General features: G+C 31.8%; 16 protein-coding genes. 7 read left to right on the top strand and 9 right to left on the bottom strand.

The features are described from left to right. Positions 1-17: 17 nt before the first annotated feature. Positions 18-407 carry an RNA-binding S4 domain-containing protein gene (locus ACR9ES_RS01385; protein ID WP_435254809.1) on the bottom strand — a complete coding sequence of 130 codons (390 nt, stop codon included), beginning with the start codon at positions 405-407 and terminating at the stop codon, positions 18-20. A 79-nt stretch (positions 408-486) separates the two neighbouring features. On the opposite strand from ACR9ES_RS01385, the gene ACR9ES_RS01390 reads away from it, so the two are divergent. Next, positions 487-1,392, top strand: a complete 906-nt coding sequence (locus ACR9ES_RS01390; protein ID WP_435254810.1) for an FKBP-type peptidyl-prolyl cis-trans isomerase — start codon at positions 487-489, stop codon at positions 1,390-1,392. 53 nt (positions 1,393-1,445) lie between these two features. On the opposite strand, the gene ACR9ES_RS01395 is transcribed toward ACR9ES_RS01390, so the two are convergent. The 5 genes from ACR9ES_RS01395 to smpB form a co-directional block, all read right to left on the bottom strand. Further along, positions 1,446-2,063, bottom strand: a complete 618-nt coding sequence (locus ACR9ES_RS01395; RefSeq protein ID WP_435254811.1) for a porin family protein — start codon at positions 2,061-2,063, stop codon at positions 1,446-1,448. A 109-nt stretch (positions 2,064-2,172) separates the two neighbouring features. Continuing rightward, positions 2,173-3,123, bottom strand: coding sequence for a transketolase family protein (locus ACR9ES_RS01400; RefSeq protein WP_435254812.1), 951 nt, complete (start codon positions 3,121-3,123; stop codon positions 2,173-2,175). A 54-nt stretch (positions 3,124-3,177) separates the two neighbouring features. Continuing rightward, positions 3,178-3,759, bottom strand: coding sequence for a Maf-like protein (locus ACR9ES_RS01405; protein WP_435254813.1), 582 nt, complete (start codon positions 3,757-3,759; stop codon positions 3,178-3,180). Continuing rightward, a complete protein-coding gene (locus ACR9ES_RS01410) occupies positions 3,746-4,642 on the bottom strand; it encodes a hypothetical protein (RefSeq protein ID WP_435254814.1) in 897 nt (298 codons plus the stop codon). Before ACR9ES_RS01410 ends, ACR9ES_RS01405 begins: the two co-directional genes overlap by 14 nt. A 3-nt stretch (positions 4,643-4,645) precedes the next feature. After that, positions 4,646-5,101 carry an SsrA-binding protein SmpB gene (smpB, locus tag ACR9ES_RS01415; RefSeq protein ID WP_435254815.1) on the bottom strand — a complete coding sequence of 152 codons (456 nt, stop codon included), beginning with the start codon at positions 5,099-5,101 and terminating at the stop codon, positions 4,646-4,648. Between the two features lie 120 nt (positions 5,102-5,221). Here smpB and ACR9ES_RS01420 point away from each other — a divergent pair, with 120 nt between their 5' ends. Further along, positions 5,222-5,857, top strand: a complete 636-nt coding sequence (locus tag ACR9ES_RS01420; RefSeq protein WP_435254816.1) for an OmpW/AlkL family protein — start codon at positions 5,222-5,224, stop codon at positions 5,855-5,857. Between the two features lie 135 nt (positions 5,858-5,992). Then, entirely contained in the window at positions 5,993-6,715 is a 723-nt protein-coding gene (locus ACR9ES_RS01425) for a DUF6503 family protein (RefSeq protein ID WP_435254817.1), read from the top strand. Between the two features lie 45 nt (positions 6,716-6,760). Here ACR9ES_RS01425 and clpB read toward each other — a convergent pair whose 3' ends face one another. Next, complete coding sequence (gene clpB / locus ACR9ES_RS01430; RefSeq protein WP_435254818.1) at positions 6,761-9,370, bottom strand: ATP-dependent chaperone ClpB; 2,610 nt, start codon at positions 9,368-9,370, stop codon at positions 6,761-6,763. 153 nt (positions 9,371-9,523) lie between these two features. On the opposite strand from clpB, the gene ytxJ reads away from it, so the two are divergent. Together ytxJ and ACR9ES_RS01440 are read left to right on the top strand one after the other, a co-directional pair. After that, positions 9,524-9,916, top strand: coding sequence for a bacillithiol system redox-active protein YtxJ (gene ytxJ / locus ACR9ES_RS01435; protein WP_435254819.1), 393 nt, complete (start codon positions 9,524-9,526; stop codon positions 9,914-9,916). Positions 9,917-9,986: 70 nt separating this feature from the next. Next, on the top strand, positions 9,987-11,543 hold the full coding sequence (locus ACR9ES_RS01440; RefSeq protein WP_435254820.1) for a DEAD/DEAH box helicase: 1,557 nt from the start codon (positions 9,987-9,989) through the stop codon (positions 11,541-11,543). A 134-nt stretch (positions 11,544-11,677) separates the two neighbouring features. Here ACR9ES_RS01440 and fahA read toward each other — a convergent pair whose 3' ends face one another. Continuing rightward, on the bottom strand, positions 11,678-12,955 hold the full coding sequence (gene fahA / locus ACR9ES_RS01445; RefSeq protein ID WP_435254821.1) for a fumarylacetoacetase: 1,278 nt from the start codon (positions 12,953-12,955) through the stop codon (positions 11,678-11,680). Positions 12,956-13,122: 167 nt separating this feature from the next. On the opposite strand from fahA, the gene glyA reads away from it, so the two are divergent. Further along, complete coding sequence (gene glyA / locus ACR9ES_RS01450; RefSeq protein ID WP_435254822.1) at positions 13,123-14,397, top strand: serine hydroxymethyltransferase; 1,275 nt, start codon at positions 13,123-13,125, stop codon at positions 14,395-14,397. A 67-nt stretch (positions 14,398-14,464) separates the two neighbouring features. Here glyA and rmuC read toward each other — a convergent pair whose 3' ends face one another. Beyond that, a complete protein-coding gene (rmuC, locus tag ACR9ES_RS01455; RefSeq protein WP_435254823.1) occupies positions 14,465-15,844 on the bottom strand; it encodes a DNA recombination protein RmuC in 1,380 nt (459 codons plus the stop codon). 106 nt (positions 15,845-15,950) lie between these two features. Between rmuC and ACR9ES_RS01460 the strand changes: the two genes are divergently transcribed. Further along, positions 15,951-16,505, top strand: a complete 555-nt coding sequence (locus ACR9ES_RS01460) for a 1-acyl-sn-glycerol-3-phosphate acyltransferase (RefSeq protein WP_435254824.1) — start codon at positions 15,951-15,953, stop codon at positions 16,503-16,505. Positions 16,506-16,723 lie beyond the last annotated feature (218 nt).

Raw genomic sequence — 16,723 nt, forward strand, 5'->3', positions numbered from 1 at the left:
AGTTTAAAACAAAGGAATTACAAATTAACATCATTTTCTTTAGAATCTTTGTAATAATCGTCAATATCACGACGATCTTTTTTGGTAGGACGTCCTGTTCCTTTTTTACGATAATAGTCTTTAGAGTACTTTAATAACTCGGTTTTCTCAAACTCTTCTTTTGGGGTTAAATCTTTTCGATATAAATCAACAAGTTTAGCACCCACACGGTTAGGAGGGATGTCTAAGATTTTTATTTTATAATTAATTTGATTTTTTCTGATGGTAATTTCTTCATTTCCAAAAACTTCTTTAGAAGGTTTTAAGTTGGTTCCATCAAGCTTCACATGCCCTTTTTTACAAGCATCTGTGGCAATACTACGGGTTTTAAACAAGCGAATACACCACAAATATTTGTCAATTCTCATATAAAAAGTTAATTTTTGTTCTTTCGTTTTTTACAAAGGTATAAAAATGGTAAATTGCGCGTTAAAATTTCAAAATTAAATGATAAAATTTAAACATTTATTATATACGGTTGCTGTAGGTACTCTTTTGTATGCATGCGGAACTGATAGTAATCCAAGAATAGAAAATTTTGACCATGAAGCGCAAGCTGCTAAGGATAAAGATACTATTGCAAAGTTTTTAAAAAACTATTATTTTGATGATACTGTAGACTCTATAAAGCCTATGGTTTCAGGTAAAACTCCTTTATTAGAAGATGATAGACTTATTAAAAAAACGCACACAGAAAATGATATTGAGTATGATTTATATCATTTAATTGTTAAAGAAGGAGAGTCGCCAAAAGGTAATCCTACTCAATTAGATTCTGTTTTAACGAAATATCAAGTTTGGTATTCAACAAAGGCAGATCAATTAGAATTAAGTCAGACAGGAACTGAACCTATTTGGTGGAATTTAACACAATCTGGAAGTCGTCAGGATGCACCATCTCCTATTAGAGGTTGGACTTATGGAATTCCTAATTTAAAAGCAGGGATTAATGTGCCTACTCCAGGAGAACCTATTACTTATGAAAACTTTGGAAAAGGAATTTTAATCATTCCTTCAGGTTTGGCTTATAGAAACACTCCTAACGGTGGTATTCCTTCTAACTCACAATTGATTTTTTATATTGATTTATTAGACTTCGTAGTAGATACTGACCATGATAACGATGGTATTCCTTCTATTTATGAAGATTTGGATGAGGATGGAAACCCTAGGAATGATGATACTGACAAGAATAATGTTCCTAACTATTTAGATATAGACGATGATGGTGATGGTGTTTTAACTAAAAATGAAGATAAAAATGGTGATGGAGATCCAAGAAATGATTTTAATGATCCGAATAAGCCAAGTGTACCTGATTATTTAAACAGAGATATTAGAGTAAAATATTAAAACAAAAAAACCGAAGTTAAAAACTTCGGTTTTTTTATATGTGATTGTTTGTTTTAGAATCTATAAGATAATCCTACAATGATTTGATTTACACGAGTGTCAAAATTAACATCGTTAATGTTAGAATCGATGAATTTAGCTTCAGTATCAGATAAAGCTCTTTCCCAACGAACGTCTAATCCTAACTTACCTAACTCAATACCAGCTCCAAATTGTACTCCAACAGAGAAACCGTCAGAATCTACTTGTTTAAGGTCTTCAATATTAAAATCAGAATCTAAAATATATTGAAAAGAAGGCCCTCCAAAAACATGCGCTACTTTTAAGAATTTCATTCCTACTAAAACAGGAATATCAATTTTTTGGAAGTCATAGGTGGTAGTTTTTGGATCATCGGCAATATTATATTTATAAGATACCTCATTACTTAATTGAGTATATACTAATTCTGGTCTTAAGTATAAATTGGCAACAGGTAAGTTTATACGTAACCAAGCACCAGCGTGGAAACCTGTTTTACTTTTAGCATTATCAAAAACTACATCGTTTTTTACATCAGTAAAAGAATTTGAGTTATAGTTAATACCTCCTTTAATACCTCCTTGGATTTGACTTTGTGCTAATTGAATTCCTCCAACAAAAAGGAATATCATTAAAACTGCTTTTTTCATTTGTTTAGGGTTTATTTATTAATAATTGGGGGTTATATTACTTTTTTATAAAAAAAATACATCACTTTAAACCTAAAAAGTGATGTATTTATTGTGTATAATACAGAGTTTATTTTCTTGAAATTACTTTCTCTACAGCTTTTACGATGGCTTCATCATTTAATCCGTACTTCTTCATTAACTCTGCAGGAGTTGCAGATTCCCCGAAGCTGTCATTTACAGCTACAAATTCTTGAGGAGTAGGGTTGTTAGTGGCTAAACAACGCGCAACACTTTCGCCTAAGCCTCCATATTTATTATGCTCTTCAGCGGTAACTACACATCCAGTTTTAGCTACTGATTTTAAAATAGCTTCCTCATCCAAAGGTTTAATAGTGTGAATATTGATTACCTCTGCTGAAATTCCTTTTTCTTCTAATTTTTCAGCAGCTTGTAATGCTTCCCAAACTAGATGTCCTGTTGCAACAATAGTTACATCTGTACCTTCTGTAAGTTGAATTGCTTTACCAATTTCAAAAGGTTGGTCAGTCATAAAAACAGGAACACTAGGTCTTCCAAAACGTAAATATACTGGTCCTTCATGTTCTGCAATAGCTAACGTAGCTGCTTTGGTTTGGCTATAATCACAAGTATTGATAACAGTCATACCAGGTAACATTTTCATTAACCCGATGTCTTCTAAAATTTGGTGCGTAGCTCCATCTTCGCCTAAAGTTAATCCTGCGTGAGAAGCACAAATTTTTACATTTTTATCAGAATACGCGATAGATTGACGGATTTGATCGTATACACGACCTGTAGAAAAGTTAGCAAATGTACCTGTAAAAGGAATTTTTCCACCAATAGTTAATCCTGCTGCAATTCCCATCATATTTGCTTCAGCAATTCCAACTTGAAAGAAACGTTCTGGGTGATTTTTAGCAAACTCATTCATTTTTAAAGAGCCAGTTAAATCAGCACAAAGGGCAACAACATTAGGATTTGTTTTCCCTAATTCGGTTAAACCATCACCAAACCCAGATCGGGTATCTTTTTTTTCAGTATAAGTATATTTTTTCATCAGTTTGTGTTGTGTAAATACGTGTCAAAAATAATCTTTTATAAAAAGCTAGCCTTATAATTTTGATAATTCTTTGTAAAGTTTATGAACTGGAAATCCCATAACGTTAAAATAGCTTCCTTCCATTTTTGTAATTCCTATTTTACCAATCCATTCTTGAATTCCATAAGCACCAGCTTTATCGAAAGGTTCATAGGTATTTATATAATAATCAATTTCTTCATCAAGTAATTCTTTAAAAGTAACAATTGTGACGTCATTAATTGTTTTTTGAAAATTCTTACTTGTAAGACATATTGAAGTAATAACTTCATGAGTTGTATTAGATAACTCTTTTAACATGCTAAACGCTTCGTTATAATCTTTAGGTTTACCTAAGGCTTTGTTATTTAACCAAACAATAGTATCTGAAGTAATTAACAGGTCATTCTCTTTTAATTCAGTTGTAAAAGGAGATGCTTTTAAAGCAGCTAAGTAATCTGTTATTTGGCTGTGTTGTAGTTCTGAAGGGTATATTTCTTCTACTTCCTTAGTTTTTATTAAAAAAGGAATGTTTAAACTTTTGATTAATTCTTGTCTTCTAGGTGAGTTAGAAGCTAAAATTACATTGTACTTTGATAGTTTAGTAGATAACATGTTTAAAATGATAAGCTATTAGTGGAATGCTTAAAAGCGCTAGAAAAAAATTAAAGTAACTAATTTTAATAAGGTACTTGTAATGTTTTGTTTCAGAAGCTTTCATTAAGTAGTAAATAAAATATAAATAAGGAAGAACGCCTAATAACATTAGGGTTGCAAAAACGAATGTATTATCAGAAAAAGCTAAGGCAATAGAAAAGATAAAAAAACAACCGATAATAGATAGAATTAAAGCGATGTCTCTAGCTCTCTTTCTCCCTAACAAAATAGGGAGCGTGTTTTGTTTGTTAAGATTATCTTCATTTACATTAATTAAATCAAGAATAATTTCAAAAACAATATTACTAAAGAAAGACATTATTACATAAGCTATTGTAATTAGTTGAAGATTAAATAACAAGCTCCATTGTTCTTGAGTTAAATCGACAGGAGAGTCAAACCACAATAAAGTTAATAAGGCAAAAGGTTTTAGAAAAGCAGTAACTATATTGCTAATAAAGGTCTTTTTAATGTTGTTTTTTACATAAAAATGTGAAATGATTGGACAAACAACAAATAAGATTCCGTACCATGGTTTTTGTATTTTAAATGATAGAAGAACTCCAACTAAAACACCGATTATAGCAAACCAAAAAGAACATTTTTTTGTCTTTTCTAAATCAATTTTTATTTTTTTATGCTGATTTCTGTAAGCAAAACTTTTTAAATATCCAGAGGCTAATAAAAAAGCACTAGCTATTGATAAAAGCCCTAAATCAAAAAAAGAAAGCGTTGTTTTAAAACCATAACCATATAAAAAACAAAACTTAAATAAAAATAACATGAAAGTGAAGTAGACAATCTTCTTCCATTGAATATTATTTAAGAAACAATTTTTCATTAATTAAAACGCCTTTTTTATTCTGGCTAAATCACGTTTGGTATCACGGTCTTTAATAGTATTTCTCTTGTCGTGAGTTTTCTTTCCTTTGGCAAGCGCTATTTCTAACTTAGCCCATCCATTTTCATTTATAAATAAACGTAAAGGAACAATGGTATTACCTTTTGATTCTACTTCTTTTTCAAGCTTTTTTAGTTCACGTTTGTTTAATAATAAACGACGTTCGCTTTTTGGTTTGTGGTTGTAATGATGTCCAAAGGCATATTCTTCAATGTACATATTAACGACAAAAAGTTCTCCTTCATCATTGAATTCACAAAAACTTTCAGTAATTCTAGCCTTACTTTGCCGTATCGATTTTATCTCAGTACCAGTAAGTTGTATTCCTGCTGTGTACTTGTCAAGTATCTCGTATTCAAAACGAGCTTTTTTATTCTGTATGTTAATGTTTTTTTGCATAAGGAAACACAAATATAACTATAATTTTAAGTTGTTAAATAAAATTATTAAGCTATGATTTAAGTCATGTTTTAAAGGGGATTGCAAAGGTAATTTTGCTTAAAATTTAAACTTATAATCATGAAAAAAATTATATTAAGTGCTGTATTTGGAATTTTATTTTTTAGCAATGCAGCTGCACAAGAAACTACAAAAGCTGATGATTTTAAAAGATGGCAAGCTCGTTTTAGATGGGTTAGTGTAATGCCAAATGAATCAGCTACCATAGGAACTATTGGAGGAGATGTTGAGATTAGTAAAAGTTTTATTCCTGAGCTAGATTTTACGTACTACTTTACTGAAAATATAGCAGCGGAGTTAATTTTAGGAACTACAAATCACGATGTAAAAGCAGTAGGAACCGCTTTAGGAGATGTTAATTTGGGTGATGTATGGTTATTGCCTCCAACATTAACATTACAATACCATTTTAATATCAGCGATTTTAAACCTTATGTTGGTGCAGGTGTAAATTATACTATTTTTTACAATGCTGATCCTGGTGCTGTAGTAGATGTAGATTATAAAAACGGATTCGGATATGCGTTACAATTAGGTTTTGACTATGATTTAGACGATACTTGGTTTTTAAACGTAGATGCTAAGTATATCGGGTTAAGTACTGATGTAACTGTTGATGCAGGTATTGCAACTGTTCCTGCAGAAGTAGATATCAATCCATTATTAATAGGCTTTGGTGTAGGAGTAAGATTCTAAACCAATTTGAAAGCGAGCATGTTAAGAGCTGCAATTTTGCAGCTCTTTTTTTGTTATTAACAGAATTTTAAAGTGAATGTGATTGAATTCCTATAAATTTGTGCGCAAGACAATTTTTTAAAGAATTAAGATTTTATGAAGTACTTATATATTTCACTATTAATATTATTAGTCTCGTGTAAACCAAAATTTACAGCACAAGAAGTAATAGATCAATCGTTAGCGTATTCTAAGTCTAATAACATAGCGGATGCAACTATTTCTTTTTCTTTTAGAGATAACAATTACAAAGCTATACGAAACAACGGAACTTTTGAATTAACACGAGTTGTGCAAAACGATACAGCAACTGTAAAAGATGTATTGTTTAATGACGGATTTAAACGTTTTGTTAATGATAGTTTGGTTAACCTTTCAGAAGAAGATAAAAATAAGTACAGTAATTCGGTAAATTCTGTTCATTACTTTTCTGTGTTACCATTTGGATTGAACGATAAAGCTGTTCAAAAAAAGTTATTAGATCCCGTAACTATTAAGGGAAAAGAATATTATAAAGTTAGAGTTACTTTTACTGAAGAAGGAGGAGGAGAAGATTTTGATGATGTGTTTCTTTACTGGTTTTCTAAAGAGAACTTTCAATTAGATTATTTAGCCTATAAATATCATACAAATGGAGGAGGAGTTCGTTTTAGAGATGTAAAAGAAGAAAAGTTGGTTGACGGAATTCGCTTTGCAGATTATAACAATTATAAGCCTTTAGATAAAGAAATTGATTTTTATACAATTGATAAATTATATGAAGAAGGAAGGCTGAAAAAGCTTTCTGAAATTGTTTTAGAGAATATAACTGTGGAATAAGATTTATATATAAAAAAGAAAAGGGAGTTTTAAAACTCCCTTTTTTTATTCTTCGTTTCCAACCAAATCAGATTGATTTCTAAAAACCAACTGATCATCAAAAGCATCTAATAAAATAATACTATCAGTAGAAACTTTTCCTGATAAAATTTCTTTCGATAATTGATTTAAAACCTCTTTTTGAATCACACGTTTTACCGGGCGTGCACCAAACTCGGGTTGATATCCTTTTTGTGCTAAGTAGTCAATAGCTTGATCTGTAGCATCAAAAGTAATGTTTTGTTTCGCTATCATCTTTTTAACACTGTTTAATTGTAGTTTTACAATTTCTTTAATGTTTTCTTCTGAAAGCGGAGTAAACATAATAATATCATCAATTCTATTTAAAAACTCAGGTCTCACAGATTGTTTTAATAATCCTAATACTTCTGTTTTAGCTAAATCCATAGTTGTATGGATGTCGCCTTTCATGTTCTCAAATTTCTCTTGAATAATATGACTTCCCATGTTTGAGGTCATGATGATGATGGTGTTTTTAAAATCTGCAACACGACCTTTATTATCGGTTAATCTACCTTCATCTAATACTTGTAATAAAATATTAAAAGTATCAGGATGCGCTTTTTCAATCTCGTCTAACAACACAACAGAATACGGTTTTCTTCGTACAGCTTCAGTTAATTGTCCGCCTTCATCATAACCTACATATCCAGGAGGTGCACCAACTAATCTACTTACCGAATGACGTTCTTGGTATTCACTCATATCAATACGAGTAATGGCATTTTCATCGTCGAATAAATATTCAGCTAAAGCCTTTGCTAGCTCTGTTTTACCAACTCCTGTTGTTCCTAAGAATAAGAATGACCCAATAGGTTTATTAGGGTTTTGTAACCCAGATCTTGAACGACGAACTGCATCAGAAACAGCTTCTATTGCTTCTTCTTGTCCTACTACACGTCTGTGAAGTTCATCTTCTAGCTTCAATAATTTTTCACGTTCAGATTGTAACATTTTAGTTACAGGCACTCCTGTCCATTTAGCAACTACTTCAGCGATATCGTCATAGGTAACTTCCTCTTTAATTAGAGAGTTTTCTTGTTGACTAGCTAATACTTTTTGTTGCTCATCAAGCTGTTCTTGTGCTTCTTTAATTTTCCCGTAACGTAATTCAGCTACTTTTCCGTAATCACCATTACGTTCAGCTTTTTCGGCTTCTAGTTTATAGTTTTCAATATCAGTTTTTAAGCTTTGAATAGTATCAACCACACTTTTTTCTGATTGCCATTTCGCATTGATTTCGTTACGCTCTTCTTTTAAATTGGCTAAATCAGCATTTAAGGACTTTAGTTTAGGTTCGTCATTTTCACGTTTAATCGCTTCAATTTCAATCTCTAACTGCATTATTTTACGATCTAAGACATCTAATTCTTCTGGTTTAGAATTGATTTCCATACGTAATTTAGAAGCAGCTTCATCCATTAAATCTATCGCCTTGTCTGGTAAAAAGCGATTGGTGATATAACGTTGTGATAATTCTACCGCACCAATAATAGCTTCATCTTTAATACGAACCTTGTGGTGTGCTTCATATTTATCTTTAATACCTCGTAAAATAGAAATAGCACTTTCAGTATCTGGCTCATCTACCATTACTTTTTGAAAACGACGCTCTAACGCTTTGTCTTTTTCAAAGTACTTTTGATACTCGTCTAGGGTAGTAGCCCCAATTGCTCTCAATTCTCCACGTGCTAAGGCTGGTTTTAAAATGTTTGCAGCATCCATGGCACCTTGGCCACCACCAGCACCAACTAAAGTGTGGATTTCGTCAATGAAAAGAACAATGTTTCCTTCAGATTTAGATACTTCTTTTACTACCGACTTTAAACGCTCTTCAAATTCACCTTTGTATTTCGCACCAGCGATTAAAGCTCCCATGTCTAAAGAAAAAATTTGTTTATCTTTTAAATTTTCAGGAACATCACCACGGATGATACGATGTGCTAATCCTTCAGCAATAGCAGTTTTACCAGTACCTGGTTCACCTACTAAAATAGGGTTGTTCTTAGTTCTACGTGATAAAATCTGTAACAGACGTCTAATTTCTTCATCGCGACCAATAACAGGGTCTAATTTTCCGTCTTGTGCTAACTGGTTTAAGTTTTTAGCATACTTATTTAAGGAATTGTAGGTTTCTTCTGCACTTTGAGAAGTAACACGATTGCCTTTACGTAATTCTTCAATAGCAGCTGTTAAACTCTTTTCAGTAACACCTTGGTCTTTTAATACTTGAGCTATTTGACTTTTCGATTTGAAAATAGCTAAGATTAAATGCTCAATTGAAACGTACTCATCGTTCATTTTTTTTGCGATAATAGCAGCTTCGTTCAATGTTTTATTTGCTTCACGAGAAAGCATTAAATCTGCTCCAGTAACTTTAGAAAAACTTTCTAGTTGTTTGTCTAAAATTTGCTGTATAACATCAATATTAATGTTAAGTTTCTTTAAAATGAAAGGAAGCACATTTTCATCGACTAAAAGTAAAGCTTTAAAAATGTGTTCGTTTTCTATAAGGTTGTTACCATAGCTTTGCGCTAATTGTTGCGCTTGCTGTATGGTTTCTTGTGATTTTATTGTATAATTGTTAAAATTCATATCGTTTTATTTTTTCACTGTAAAAGTCAAAATCAATACCAATTCTATTTTTAAAGTTAAAAACGACATTTTGTCTTAAAAACACAAGTGATTACTGACTTTTTGACTGATATAGAGTAATGATAATTAAGTTGATATTAAATTAAGAAATATATGGGAATGTTGGATAGTTTTTTTGGAAATAAAAAAATAGATAAATCAGATAAAGGATCGTTTATAAAATGGATTCCGTTAACGACTATTGAACAGTTAGAAGCTATTAAAAATCAATCAGAAAATGAACCTGTGGCTATTTTTAAACATTCTACTCGATGTGGTATTAGTAGCATGGTTATTAAACGTTTTGAAAATAGTTTTGATGAAGAATTGAAAGATTTAAAAGTGTATTATTTAGACTTGTTGAGTTATAGAGATATTTCGAATGAAATTTCGACTCAATTTGAAGTAACACACCAATCTCCTCAATTATTGGTAATTAAAAAAGGAGCGGTAGTAGCACATGCTTCTCATTATGATATTTCAAAAGTAGATTTGAAAAAAATCTAAAAAAACTCCTGATTTTAGTGGGATTTCCTTAAATACCTCGTATTTTTGCATATTTCAAAATTATAGAGATTTGAGTAACGAAACAGCAACTTCACAACCAAAGAAAGGAAAAAATTTATACTATTATCAAAAAGAAGCATTAAACAAAATTTTTAAAAGTTTTGAAGATGCTCCAGAGAATTACCACTTGTTATATCAGCTTCCAACAGGAGGTGGTAAAACAGTTATTTTCTCTGAAATTACACGTCAATATTTAAAACACCATCAAAAGAAAGTATTGATAATGACCCACCGAATTGAGTTATGTAAGCAAACTGCAAAAGTGCTTACTGAATTTGGTGTTGAGAATAAAATTATAGATAGTAAAGCAAGCTTAGAAGATCAAGACAAATATGATTGCTTTGTGGCGATGGTAGAAACATTAAACAATCGTTTAAACGACGATATGTTAGATATTTCTGATGTTGGATTGGTAATTATTGATGAGGCGCACTACAATTCATTTACTAAATTATTCAAGTTTTTTGAAAAGTCTTTCATTTTAGGTGTTACAGCGACTCCTTTGAGTTCTAATATTAAACTTCCTATGAAAGATAATTATGATGAGTTGATTGTAGGGGAGAGTATAGGTTCTTTAATAGAAAATGAATACTTAGCAAAAGCAAATGTTTTTTCTTACAACGTTGGATTAACTTCTTTAGAAGTAGGAGCAAATGGAGATTATACCGTAAAATCATCTGAAGATTTATATACCAACACCGACATGCTTTCTAAGTTATTACAAGCTTATGAAGAACGCGCTAAAGGAACTAAAACGTTGATTTTTAACAATGGTATTAATACTTCTTTACACGTATTTGATACGTTTAAAAGAGCAGGATATCCTATTGCGCATTTAGATAATACAAATACTAAGAAAGAACGTGATTTAATATTAAAATGGTTCCATAAAACACCAAATGCGATAATTACTTCAGTAAGTATTTTAACAACAGGGTTTGATGAGCCATCAGTTAAGTCAATCATTTTAAACAGAGCTACAAAATCGTTAACACTTTATTATCAGATGATTGGTCGTGGTTCGCGTGTGTTAAAAGGTAAATCTGATTTTAATGTAATTGACTTAGGAAACAACTTCCACCGTTTCGGTCCTTGGGGAGCAGATTTAGATTGGCAAAAAATGTTTAGAGCGCCTAACTTCTATTTAGATAATTTATTATCTGATGAAGAGATAGAAAGTGATTTTAGATATGAGCTTCCAGAAGAGGTAAAAGCTGAGTTTGCTAATTCTGAAGATTTATACTTTGATGTTAAAAAAGTATATAGAGACACGATACAAGGAGGTGAATCTTCTAAAAGAGTACTAGAAAAATCTATTGAACATCATGCTAAAATGTGTGTTGAAAACAGTGAGGATGTTTTTGATGCTTTGATACTAGCTAAAATGTTAGGAGGAGATATTGATGATAGAATTTACAGATATTCAAAATGTATTTCTAAAAGTACCCATAATTTTATTGATTGGTTACAAGATGATTACCGAAAAAAATTAAACACGTATTTACGTGGTAATTTTGACGAGGTGTACGAGCAAATCCATGGTCATCCACCACCAGAAGAGGAGTAGGGATGTTAGAAAGTGAAAAACTAAAAGTGAAAAATTAAATTTTCTAATAATCTAACAATCTAAGATAATAACCAAATAAAAAATCCGACTCTTTAAAAAGAATCGGATTTTTTATTTTATTATGATTTGGATTATTATTTTGCAGGTAAAACTTTACCAGAACACTCACCAAAACCTATACGAACTTTATCATTTTTACAATATCCACGCATAATCACAGTGTCATTATCATTGATGAATTTACGCTCGCTACCATCATTCATTTTAATAGGGTTTTGACCTCTCCAAGTTAATTCTAACATAGAACCAAAACTATCTTGTGTTGGACCAGAAATAGTACCACTACCCATCATATCTCCAGCATTTACAGGACATCCGTTTACCGTGTGATGCGCCAATTGTTGTACCATTGTCCAATACATGTACTTGAAATTAGAGTTACAAACAACAGTCTCTTCTTTTCCTTCTGGTTGAATAGCCATTTGTAAATTAATATCGTAACTGTCTTTTCCTTCCTTTTTTAAGTAAGGTAATGGTTCAAATACTTGTTTAGGATTGTCTACTCTAAAAGGCTCTAAAGCATCTAAAGTAACTATCCAAGGAGAAATTGTTGATGCAAAGTTTTTTCCTAAGAAAGGCCCTAAAGGAACATATTCCCAAGCTTGAATATCACGAGCAGACCAGTCATTAAATAATACCAATCCAAAGATATATTCCTCTGCTTCTTCAATAGGAATTCTGTCACCTAAATCGTTTGCTACTGTTGTAATAAACGCCATCTCTAATTCAAAATCTAATAATTTTGAAGGTCCAAAGTTAGGCGTAGTTTCTCCTTCGTTAGGGCGTTGTTGCCCTACAGGACGACGAATTGGAGTTCCTGATGGTACGATTGAAGAGCTTCTTCCGTGGTAACCAATAGGAATTTGTAACCAGTTTGGTAATAAAGCGTTTTCAGGATCTCTAAATAGGCTCCCTACGTTAGTGGCATGTTCTTTACTTGCATAAAAGTCAGTGTAATCTCCTACAGCTACCGGAAGTTGCATTTCAACTTCATCCATTCTAAAGATAATTTTGTCTTTATGCTCAGCATTATCACGTAGAGCACTGTTTTTAACATCAAAAACATCTGCAATTCTATTACGAACTAAACGCCAAGTTTTGCGTCCGTCAGCAATAAAATCGTTTAAAGTATCTTGTAAAAAAATGTCATCTGTTAATGGGATTCCGTCAAAGTATCCTAATTGGTGTAAGGCACCTAAATCAATAGCGTAATCACCAATTCTAGTACCAATAGTTATAATATCGTCTTTAGTTAGAAAAACCCCAAAAGGTATGTTTTGAATAGGAAAATCTGAGTCTTCAGCCACAGTTAACCAAGATTTTCTATTCGGATTATTAGCAGTTATTTCCATTTATCGTTTTTGTTATATTTTCATCAAACCTACATATTTTTTTCAATTTACCCCAAAAAGATGAGTAAAAAAAATGTGAAAGTGTATTTAGAAACACTTCTTGTAAAATCTGTAAAAATTGAAGAATAAAATTAGTACTTTTGGCTCTTTATGTAACAACACACAACATGCAAAAAGATCATCAAATATTTGATTTAATTCAAGAAGAAAAAGAGCGTCAGCTAAACGGATTAGAGTTGATTGCTTCTGAAAATTTTGTAAGCGACCAAGTAATGGAAGCTCAAGGATCGGTTTTAACAAATAAATATGCTGAAGGATATCCACAAAAACGTTATTACGGTGGATGTGAAGTAGTAGATATCGTAGAGCAAATTGCTATTGATAGAGCTAAAGAACTTTTCGGTGCTGAGTATGTAAACGTACAACCTCACTCTGGAAGTCAAGCGAACACAGCCGTTTTTGCTGCATGTTTAAAGCCAGGAGATACTATTTTAGGATTTGATTTATCTCACGGAGGTCACTTAACTCACGGTTCGCCAGTAAACTTTTCTGGTAAATTATACAACCCAGTATTTTACGGAGTTGATAAAGAAACGGGATATATTGACTATAACCACTTAGAGCAACAAGCTAAGGAACATAAACCTAAATTAATCATTGCAGGAGCTTCAGCGTATTCACGTGATATCGATTTTAAGAAATTTAGAGAGATTGCTGATAGCGTTGGAGCTATTTTAATGGCTGATATTTCACACCCAGCAGGATTAATTGCTAAAGGAATTTTATCTGATCCTTTACCACATTGTCATATTGTTACTACAACAACTCACAAGACGTTACGTGGGCCTCGTGGTGGTATGATTATGATTGGAAAGGATTTTGAAAACCCATTTGGAGAAAAATTAAAATCAGGAAAATTAAAGAAAATGTCTACGTTGATAAATTCTGCGGTTTTCCCAGGAAATCAAGGTGGACCATTAGAGCATGTTATTGCTGCTAAAGCGGTTGCTTTTGGTGAAGCATTAACAGATGAATTCTTAGATTATCAAATCCAAGTAAAAGAAAATGCGCAAGCAATGGCGAAAGCATTTGTAGCAAAAGGATATGAAATTATTTCTGGAGGTACAGATAACCACTGTATGTTAATTGATTTACGTAACAAAAATATTACAGGAAAAGCTGCTGAAGAAGCATTAGGAAAAGCGGAGATTACTGTAAACAAAAACATGGTTCCGTTTGATACGGAGTCTCCATTCGTAACTTCTGGTATTCGTGTGGGTACTGCTGCAGTTACTACACGCGGTTTAAAAGAAGCAGACATGGAAGTTGTTGTGGACTTAATTGATGAAGCTTTAATGAATGCTGACAACGAAGAGTTATTAGAAGCAGTAGGAGAGAAGGTGTTTGATTTAATGCACCACAGACGTTTGTTTATCATGTAGAAGGTGATGCCTTCGAATAAGGTATAGATAAAAAGGTCGCTCTAAAATATTTTAGAGCGACCTTTTTTTATTCGTCATTATCTTGAGCTCGTTCAAGAATTTTTTCTGGAAGTGCTTTTTTAGCTTTGGCTCCCATTTTTTTGAGTTTTTCTACACTTGTAATTAAGTTTCCACGACCTTCTACGAGTTTATTCATAGCAGCGGAATAATCGGCTTTTGTGCCATCTATTTTCTTACCAATGTTCACTAAATCGATTAATAGCCCTTGAAATTTATCGTATAAAGCACCTGCTTGACGTGCTATTTCTAAAGCATTACGTTGTTGTTTCTCGTTATTCCACATCGTATCAATAGTACGTAACGTAGCTAATAACGTGGTTGGAGTAACAATCACAATATTTCTTTCAAAAGCTTTATTATATAAGGTGTTGTCTTCATTTAAAGCTACTGCAAAAGCAGGTTCAATAGGCACGAAAAGCAACACAAAATCAGGGGATTCTATTTTGTAGATGTCTTCATATTTCTTTTCTGAAAGTTGCTCTACGTGACGTTTTAATGAATTTACATGTTCTTTTAAAAAGCGTTCTTTTTCTATATCATCTTCAGTATTAATAAATTGCTCGTAAGCAGTTAATGATACTTTAGAATCGACAACCATTTTTTTGTTGTCTGGTAAATGAATTACCACATCGGGCATAATGCGTTTACCTTCTTCATTGGTAAAAGATTGTTGTACAAAATACTCACGGTCTTTTTCTAAACCAGATTTTTCTAAAACACGTTCTAAAACCAATTCGCCCCAGTTTCCTTGAGTTTTACTATCTCCTTTTAAAGCTTTGGTAAGGTTAATCGTTTCTTTACTCATTTGAGCATTTAATTCTTTTAAACCTAATAATTGCTCTTTTAAAGCAGAATGCATCGAAATGCTCTCTTTTTGAGTGTCTTCAACCTTCTTTTCAAAGGTTTGTATTTTTTCTTGAAGCGGATTTAAAATATCCTTAATGTTCTTTTTATTTTGTTCTGTAAACTTATTCGATTTTTCATCTAAAATCTTGTTAGCTAAGTTTTCAAATTCTTTGGTGAATTTATCCTGTAGCTTTTCTACTTCCTCTTTATTCTCATTTAGTTTTAGCTGTAAATTTTTCAACTCTTCATTTTTTCTAGCTAATTCAATAGAAGAAAACTCCTTTTCACGACGTAATTCACCATTTTCTTTAGTTTTTTCATCTAATCGTTTTAAAAAATCTTCTTTTTGTTGAGAAAAAAGGACTTCCTTTTCTCTTTTTTGAACCTCAAAATTGGCCTGATTGTTTTGTAACGAAGCAATCTCTTTTTCTAAATCGGTAGTTTGTTGTTTAAACTTTAATTTAGAAAGCAGATTTCCAATAATAAACCCAATAACAAGGGTACTAATAGCAATTAAAATCAGTAAAAGAGTGGTATTCATTAGGTTGTTTAAAAGTTTATTGAATGAACAAATATAGGACAAGATAGGTTAAATTTATTTGATTTTTATAAGGAAAACCGTATCATTGACCCTTATAACTGTTAGAATGATATCTAAATTTATATTTCACAAAGTTTTAGGCTGGAAGTTGGTAGGAGATTTTCCTAGAGATTTAAAAAAGTATGTGGTTATTGGTGCACCTCATACGAGTTGGAAAGATTTTCCTATTGCTATTTTTGCAAGAAACACTTATGGCGTTAAAATTAATTTTATAGGAAAGGCTTCCTTATTCAAACCGCCATTCGGGTTTATTTTTAGAGCGTTAGGGGGTTCACCAGTTGATAGAAGTAAAAGCACCAATAAGGTAGAAGCTATTGTGAATTTGTTTAACGAACACGATGAATTTCGTTTAGCATTATCTCCTGAAGGAACTCGAGCGAAAATAACAGAATGGAAAACAGGTTTTTATTATATTGCTAAAGGGGCCAATGTACCAGTAGTAATGTTTGCTTTCGATTTTGAAAATAAACAAATTATAGTAGCACCTCCATATTACTTAACTGAGGATATGAATACTGATATGAATCATATTTATGATTTTTACAGAGATATAAAAGGAGCAAAACCCGAATTGTTTTACGTACCTCCTAAACAAGAATAATACTTATTTATATAAATGTATTAAGGTTAGAGATTAATTTCTAACCTTTTTTTTATGGTATAAATAAAACTTTTTAGGGTAATTATTGGTCTTTTAGGAGTAGTGTTCTTCAAATTAAGAAACTTACTATTGCAGAGTATAAAGTTATAGTAGAATAGTAAATGAAGTCTCCCCTGAAAGTTCATTTATAATAAAGGAGGTTTATTTTAATAACCTCC

This window comes from Tenacibaculum sp. A30, assembly GCF_051200845.1.
Taxonomy (GTDB): domain Bacteria; phylum Bacteroidota; class Bacteroidia; order Flavobacteriales; family Flavobacteriaceae; genus Polaribacter.